This is a genomic window from Stenotrophomonas sp. 2YAF22 (genome assembly GCF_052114665.1).
Taxonomy (GTDB): Bacteria; Pseudomonadota; Gammaproteobacteria; order Xanthomonadales; family Xanthomonadaceae; genus Stenotrophomonas; species Stenotrophomonas indicatrix.
The window spans coordinates 1-4,427 of the sequence record NZ_JBFRFE010000358.1 but is presented as its reverse complement, the minus strand read 5'-3'; the positions used below and the strand labels follow the sequence as shown (position 1 = coordinate 4,427).

6 protein-coding genes are annotated in these 4,427 nt (G+C 65.1%); all 6 read left to right on the top strand.

Annotated features, from left to right (window positions below; all coding sequences use genetic code 11):
* Positions 1-109: 109 nt before the first annotated feature.
* Positions 110-505 (top strand): flagellar basal body rod protein FlgB, encoded by a 396-nt coding sequence (gene flgB / locus AB4Y84_RS14320; RefSeq protein WP_025879110.1) that lies wholly within the window; start codon positions 110-112, stop codon positions 503-505.
* A 3-nt stretch (positions 506-508) separates the two neighbouring features.
* On the top strand, positions 509-916 hold the full coding sequence (gene flgC / locus AB4Y84_RS14315; RefSeq protein ID WP_025879109.1) for a flagellar basal body rod protein FlgC: 408 nt from the start codon (positions 509-511) through the stop codon (positions 914-916).
* Between the two features lie 23 nt (positions 917-939).
* Positions 940-1,623, top strand: a complete 684-nt coding sequence (locus AB4Y84_RS14310; protein WP_442243508.1) for a flagellar hook assembly protein FlgD — start codon at positions 940-942, stop codon at positions 1,621-1,623.
* Positions 1,624-1,655: 32 nt separating this feature from the next.
* Positions 1,656-2,879: a flagellar hook protein FlgE gene (flgE, locus tag AB4Y84_RS14305; protein WP_032974827.1), complete on the top strand. Its 1,224-nt coding sequence runs from the start codon at positions 1,656-1,658 to the stop codon at positions 2,877-2,879.
* A 32-nt stretch (positions 2,880-2,911) separates the two neighbouring features.
* Positions 2,912-3,661, top strand: coding sequence for a flagellar basal body rod protein FlgF (locus tag AB4Y84_RS14300; protein WP_025879106.1), 750 nt, complete (start codon positions 2,912-2,914; stop codon positions 3,659-3,661).
* 103 nt (positions 3,662-3,764) lie between these two features.
* The coding region (flgG, locus tag AB4Y84_RS14295; RefSeq protein WP_442250324.1) for a flagellar basal-body rod protein FlgG at positions 3,765-4,427 on the top strand (663 nt) is incomplete at its 3' end.

The following is a 4,427-nucleotide window of genomic DNA, read 5'->3' as shown; positions in this document are numbered from 1 at the left end:
GGCCGGCACCCCGTTGTGTCTGAGGTTGCCGGCCAGCGGCCGGCACTACCCCTCAGGGTTTGGCACACCGCTTGCAGCTTCCCGGGCAACGTTCCCGTGGGAGTGCACCGTGCGCAACCTGATTACCGACTACCTGGGCGTCCATGCCCAGGCAATGCCGTTGCGCGAACAGCGCATGAAGCTGATCGCCAGCAACCTCGGCAATGCCGACACCCCCGGCTACAAGGCCCAGGACCTGGACTTCGATTCGGCCCTTCGCCATGCGCAGGGGCTGGATGCCAACGGCCTGATGACCACCACCAACGAGCAGCACTACGAAATCGGTAGTGGCCTCAACCCGTTCCAGGTGGCCCGCGAGGGCGTACAGCCCAGCATCGACGGCAACACCGTCGACCCCGATGCCGAACGCGCCGCCTATGGCCGCGCTGCACTGGAATACCGCGCTTCGCTGAGCTTCGTCGAAAGCAAGGTGCGTTCCATGCTCACCGCGATCACGGGGCAATAAGCCATGAGCAACCTGCCGATCTTCGATATCGCCGGCTCCGCGCTGCAGGCGCAGTCGGTGCGCATGAGCACCATCGCCTCCAACCTGTCCAACGCTGACAGCATCGCCGGTTCGGCCGACGCGGTGTACAAGCCGCTGGAACCGATTTTCCAGGCGGTCACCAGCAAGACCGATCCGAACATCACCTCGGTGCAGGTGAAGGAGATCACCCAGAGCAACGCGGCGCCGATCAAGCGCTACGAGCCAGGCCATCCGCTGGCCGACGGCGATGGCTACATCTACCAGCCCGACGTCGATCCGGTGGCGCAGATGGTCAACCTGATCTCGACCTCGCGCAATTACCAGGCCGGCGTGGAGATGTTGACCACCGCCAAGGAACTGGCCCTGGCCACCCTGACCATGGGCCGCTGAGGCCCGCTGCACCGGACACCGCCATGACCACTGCCGTCAACAACCAGAGCAACCAGGACGTCTACGCCGCACTCGGCCTGAACGCCCCCAACAGCAACGCCACCAAGAAGAAGAACACGTTGGACCAGGCCGATTTCCTGCGCCTGATGACCGAGCAGCTGCAGCACCAGGATCCACTGAAGCCGATGGACAACACGCAGATGGTCTCGCAGATGGCGCAGATGTCGACCGTGCAGGGCGTCACCGATCTGAACAAGTCGGTGAAGGGCTTCCAGGAGTCGATGGCCAGCGACCAGGTACTGCGTGGCGCCGCGCTGGTCGGCCACCAGGTGCTGGTGCCGTCGGAAAAGCTGGTGCTGGAGAAGGAAGGTTCGGTGGAAGGCACGGTTGCCGCGCCGGCCGCGGGCATCGTCACCGTGGACGTCACCGACGCCAACGGCGCCAAGGTCACCTCGATCAGCGTTGAAGCCAAGGCCGCCGGCGAGACCGCGTTCACCTGGGATGGCAAGGATGCCAACGGCAAGCGCATGGAGCCGGGCAAGTACAACATCGTCGCCAACCACGTCGACACCACCGGCAAGAGCACCAAGCTGTCCACCTTCGTACAGGCACCGGTGGAAAGCGTGACCGTCGGCTCCGACGGCCTCTACCTGAACCTCAAGGGCCTGGGCACGGCCCCTCTCGACTACGTGCTCCGCGTCAGCTGAGCCGCACCTACCGCATCCAACAGGAGCATCCCATGGGCTTCAACATTTCCCTGTCCGGCATCAACGCTGCCAACTCTGACCTGAGCGTCACCGCCAACAACGTGGCCAACGTCAACACCACCGGCTTCAAGCAGTCGCGTGCGGAATTCGCCGACCTGTTCGCCGCCACCAGCTACGGCCTGTCCAAGAACGCGATCGGCTCGGGCGTGCGTGTTTCCAACGTGGCCCAGCAGTTCATCCAGGGCAACAACGAGCAGACCGGCCGCAGCCTGGACATGGCCATTTCCGGTGAGGGCTTCTTCACCATGAACATGAACGGTGCACGCGTGTACTCGCGCGCCGGCAACTTCCAGACCGACGCCGCCGGCTACGTGGTCAACCCGCAGGGCGCACGCCTGCAGGTGTTCGCTCCGAACGCCGACGGCACCAACTTCGACGCCGGCCGCCTGGTCGATCTGCAGTTGCTGACCACCGACAGCCCGCCCAAGCAGACCAGTGAGGTCAAGGTCGGCTTCACCCTGCCGGGCAATGCCAAGCAGCCGACGGTGACCACCTTCGACCCCACCAATTCCAACAGCTACAGCCATTCCAGCGGCGGCATCACCGTGTATGACTCGCTGGGCGTCAGCCACACCCAGGTGTCCTACTTCGTCAAGGAAGCGGCCACCAACGCCTGGACGGTGCACAACTACGTCGATGGCCAGCCGGCCGGTACGCCGACCCCGCTGACCTTCGACAACGCCGGCAAGCTGACTGCACCGGCCAACGGCAAGATCAGCCTGGGCACCTTCACCCCGACCACCGGCGCCGGCGTGCTGAACATGACGCTGGATGTGAGCGGCTCGACCCAGTACGGCGAGAAGTTCGCCCTGCGCAACACCCAGCAGGATGGCTACGCGGCCGGCAAGCTCAACGAAATCACCGTTTCGGAAACCGGCGTGGTGTTCGCCCGCTATTCCAACGGCGACGACAAGCCGCTGGGCCAAGTTGCACTGACCAGCTTCAACAATCCGCAGGGCCTGGAACAGAAGGGCAACAACCTGTGGGTGGAGACCTTCGATTCGGGCACGCCGCGCACCGGCGCCGCCGACACCTCCAACCTCGGCAAGATCCAGGCCGGTTCGCTGGAATCCTCCACCGTCGACCTGACCGAACAGCTGGTCAACATGATCACCGCGCAGCGCAACTTCCAGGCCAACGCGCAGATGATCACGACCCAGGACCAGATCACCCAGACCGTCATCAACATCCGTTGATGACCTGCTGACCCTGTCACGGAACTCCCCGCATGGATAAAGCCCTTTACGTGGCGATGACCGGTGCCCGCGCCTCCCTGCAGGCGCAGGGAACGCTCAGCCACAACCTCGCCAACTCGGACACCCCTGGCTTCAAGGAAGCGCTGGCCAACACCGAAGCCTTCCCGATCCGTGGCCCGGGCTTTGCCTCGCGGGTGGATGCACTGCATGTCGATGCGGGCTTCAACCGCACGGCCGGCGCGCAGCACATCACCGGCAAGCCGCTGGACCTGTCGTTGCAGACCGGCACCTGGCTTGCCGTGCAGTCCACCGATGGCAGCGAGGCGTACACCCGTGGCGCCGCGCTGTCGGTGACTCCGAACGGCCAGCTGGTGACCTCCAGCGGCCGTCCGGTGCTGGACGACAACAACAACCCGATCGCGATTCCGCCCTACCAGGCGATGGAGATCGGCAACGACGGCACGATCTCGATCATCCCGCAGGGCGAAGGCCCGCAGACGATGGCGATGATCGGCCGGATCAAGGTGGTGCAGGCGCCGGATGATCGCCTCGAACGCGGCCTGGATGGCCTGTTCCGCAATACCGATCCGCTGCAGCCGTTCGCCCAGGCGCAGGGCACGGCGGTGCACAGCGGCCAGCTGGAAGGCAGCAACGTCGATGCCGCCGGCGCGCTGGTGCAGATGATCCAGCTGCAGCGCCAGTACGAAATGCAGGTGCAGGTGATCAAGCACGGCGATGACAACGCGCGCAGCGCCAACAGCCTGTTGCGCCTGGGCAGCTGACGGAATTCCGGCACCGGCCCGCGCCGGTGCTGGCACGCCGCTTGCACTCCCTACCCCATGGGCCGCACCGCGCGGCCGGCTTCACCCAGACAGGACTCCGAAGATGAACCAGGCATTGTGGATCGCGAAAACCGGACTGGATGCGCAGCAGATGCGCATGTCGGTGGTTTCCAACAACCTCGCCAATACCAACACCACCGGCTTCAAGCAGGACCGCGCCAGCTTCGAGGACCTGCTGTACCAGCAGGTGCGCCAGCCCGGCGGTTCCTCTTCGGCACAGACCCAGCTGCCCACCGGCCTGCAGATCGGCACCGGCGTGCGCGTGGTGGCCACCGCCAAGAACTTCGAGCAGGGCAGCCAGCAGCAGACCGGCCGCGCGCTTGACGTGATGGTCAACGGCCGCGGTTTCTTCGAAGTGCAGATGCCCGACGGCAGCTCGGCCTACACCCGCGACGGCTCGTTCAAGATCAACCAGGACAGCGAGCTGGTCACCAACAGCGGCTACCCGGTGCAGCCGGGCATCCAGATTCCCGAAGGCGCGCAGTCGGTGACGATCGGTACCGACGGCACCATCAGCGTGAAGATGGCCGACGGCGCGGCATCGGTGGAAGTCGGTGCATTGACCCTTACCGACTTCGTCAATCCGGCGGGCCTGCAGGCACGTGGTGAAAACCTGTTCCTGGAAACCACCGCCTCCGGCCCGGCGCAGAACGGCAATCCCGGCCTGAACGGCCTGGGCACCGTGGTGCAGGGTGCGCTGGAAGGC

Coding starts and splice junctions, on each gene's coding strand:
- AB4Y84_RS14300 (WP_025879106.1), top strand. CDS start 2,912: ATGGATAAAGCCCTTTACGTGGCGATGACCGGTGCCCGCGCCTCCCTG.
- flgC (WP_025879109.1), top strand. CDS start 509: ATGAGCAACCTGCCGATCTTCGATATCGCCGGCTCCGCGCTGCAGGCG.
- flgE (WP_032974827.1), top strand. CDS start 1,656: ATGGGCTTCAACATTTCCCTGTCCGGCATCAACGCTGCCAACTCTGAC.
- AB4Y84_RS14310 (WP_442243508.1), top strand. CDS start 940: ATGACCACTGCCGTCAACAACCAGAGCAACCAGGACGTCTACGCCGCA.